The 2209-nt window shown below is 50.1% G+C and carries 3 protein-coding genes, 3 tRNA genes and 1 pseudogene; 3 read left to right on the plus strand and 4 right to left on the minus strand.

Going from position 1 to position 2209, the window contains the following annotated elements:
- The first annotated feature begins 1 nt into the window (after nt 1).
- From C5687_RS23980 to C5687_RS23990, 3 genes are all read left to right on the plus strand, one after another.
- Nucleotides 2–77, plus strand: a tRNA-Gly gene (locus C5687_RS23980).
- A 46-nt stretch (nt 78–123) separates the two neighbouring features.
- Nucleotides 124–197, plus strand: a tRNA-Cys gene (locus tag C5687_RS23985).
- 12 nt (nt 198–209) lie between these two features.
- A tRNA-Leu gene (locus C5687_RS23990) sits at nt 210–296 on the plus strand.
- Between the two features lie 129 nt (nt 297–425).
- Here the strand turns inward: C5687_RS23990 and C5687_RS23995 are convergent.
- The 4 genes and pseudogenes from C5687_RS23995 to C5687_RS25460 all read right to left on the minus strand — a co-directional run.
- Nucleotides 426–1442 (minus strand): tyrosine-type recombinase/integrase, encoded by a 1017-nt coding sequence (locus C5687_RS23995; protein WP_104558210.1) that lies wholly within the window; start codon nt 1440–1442, stop codon nt 426–428.
- Nucleotides 1426–1674: a DUF4224 domain-containing protein gene (locus C5687_RS24000; RefSeq protein ID WP_104558212.1), complete on the minus strand. Its 249-nt coding sequence runs from the start codon at nt 1672–1674 to the stop codon at nt 1426–1428. The genes C5687_RS23995 and C5687_RS24000 overlap by 17 nt, the downstream gene beginning before the upstream one ends.
- A gap of 210 nt (nt 1675–1884) precedes the next feature.
- Nucleotides 1885–2067 carry a hypothetical protein gene (locus tag C5687_RS24010; protein ID WP_032609566.1) on the minus strand — a complete coding sequence of 61 codons (183 nt, stop codon included), beginning with the start codon at nt 2065–2067 and terminating at the stop codon, nt 1885–1887.
- A 2-nt stretch (nt 2068–2069) separates the two neighbouring features.
- Nucleotides 2070–2209 (minus strand): annotated as a pseudogene (locus tag C5687_RS25460) (siphovirus Gp157 family protein); the annotation flags it as partial.

Raw genomic sequence — 2209 nt, forward strand, 5'->3', positions numbered from 1 at the left:
TGCGGGAATAGCTCAGTTGGTAGAGCACGACCTTGCCAAGGTCGGGGTCGCGAGTTCGAGTCTCGTTTCCCGCTCCAGATTAAAGACATGCGCACTAGCGGGTGTCAGTTTGAAAAGTTTTACGGCGCGTTAGCAAAGCGGTTATGTAGCGGATTGCAAATCCGTCTAGTCCGGTTCGACTCCGGAACGCGCCTCCACTTTCTTCCCGAGCCCGGATGGTGGAATCGGTAGACACAAGGGATTTAAAATCCCTCGGCGTTCGCGCTGTGTGGGTTCAAGTCCCACTCCGGGTACCATGGGAAAACTAGAATAAAATCAATGATAAACAGTGTCGTATAAACCACCGAAAGGTGGTTTTTTTATGCCCGAAATTTGCTTTTCCGAAGATGCGTCCGAAGATGATTTTTCCGCGAACGCATACCCAATCAGTTTTTCTGTCCGCCCACAACTGGTACCACTTTTACTTTCCTGTCATAAATTGCCGTCTGCCGGGAGTTCTTATGGCCGGAAATTGCCTGTTTCTCTTCAAGGCTGCCCTCCAGATCTGAAATGCCTTTTGCTTTCAGATCGTGGAAAGTGAAATCAATCGACAGGTGAGGGTACTTAGCCTGGGCTGCGAGTTTTGCCTCGCGCCAGCGCGAGTTAAAGCCATCACGGGTGTATTTGCTACCACTGGATTGGTGGATAAGAAACAGGCTTCTTATGCCAGGTTTTAGCGGCAGCGCGCGAGCCAGCGAAACCGCTGCACGTAAACGAGGTGTCCATGCCTTGATCTGCTTCACGCCAGTTTTACCCTGGCGGATAAATATCCCCATGTCGCTGATCTGCTCTTCACTTAAAGACAGGACATCGCTCTGCCTGGCAACGCATAGGTAAGCGATCTCCATTGCAGCACGGACCACATCAGCCCCAACCTCATACACAGCATTGTATTCTTCATCCGTCACATAGCGCTCGCGTGATACCTCCTTGAATTGTTTAACCCCCTGACATGGGTTTCTTTCTACATATCCACGTTCGTAGCCCCAACGAAATACCCGCGAAAGGAAACTCTTTTCCCTGTTCGCCTGCGTTCGGCTTGAGATACCACGCTGATCCATATAACGCCGGATGTGCTCAGGTTTTATTTTATTGGGATCTGTTTTGCCAAAAACGGGTAATACCTTACCCGAATATTTCGTGTAATCCTTTCTGGTTTCCGGTGACAAATCCATAAAGTCGGGGGAGGTCATAAACATATCTGCGAGGGTCTGGAATGTATTTTTCCGGACTTCTTCGCCTACGGCTTTCTCATACGCCAGCCAGACCGATGCCTGTGTTTCTGTAAGGGAGCACAGGCGAACGGCTTTGTTATCTTTAGTCCGAAACTCATACGCTGCTTTGCCGCGATATACTCGCGGTGGCATCCAGCTGTCGGAGGGGTTTTTACGCTTTCCGGCCATTAAATACGGCTCCGAAATCTGGTTCTTTATCCTCGCGCACCGGGGGTTCTTCCGGGTTGCGGTATTTTATGGGGTTCATGAAATGCCCCCATGTTGTTTTAGGGTGGCCGTCCGCTCTTTCCATAAAGAATATCCCGGCGCGACGCAGAGCATCGCACTGTTTTGATTTAAGCGGAGTCCCCGTCAGTTCTATCATCTCTTCTCTGGTGATAATGTCGTGATCGTGTCTCATGGTCTTTCCTCAACATGCGGTATATCGCATCGTCAGCGTCATTACAGGCACGCTCTATATCCGACCTGGTCAGGGTCTTCTTTCGTACGCTCGCTGATAATTTTCCGATCTTGGTATCAAAGTCTGAGAGCAAAATTGCTCCGGGTTGCCAGTGCAGCATTGTGGCCTCCGTTGATTAAGTGGGGCCACAATGCTATCGGCAAAGAGGTATTAATTCTGATTACGCTTAATCAGGTTTCCTTCCAGAAACGCACCTTTCTCACGTTTAACCTTGACGTTCTCCGGAAGATGTAACCCCAGCTCGCTGCGGCTACGTGCTTCGATGATCCCGTTTGTTCCATCAGGAAACACCACGTGTACCGCATCACCTCTTTTGAGAGTCAGTTTCAGCATGATTAGCGCACCTGTAATGAACGTTCGCCGACTTCCAGATGCGCACCCGGTACCGGATTAAGTAACTCTTCAGGTACCTCACCACCATCGGCTTTGATTTGTTCCGCTGCGGCTTCGGCTGCCTCTATCCTTTCTTTGATGG

The sequence above is a fragment of the Enterobacter sichuanensis genome (genome assembly GCF_002939185.1).
Taxonomy (GTDB): domain Bacteria; phylum Pseudomonadota; class Gammaproteobacteria; order Enterobacterales; family Enterobacteriaceae; genus Enterobacter; species Enterobacter sichuanensis.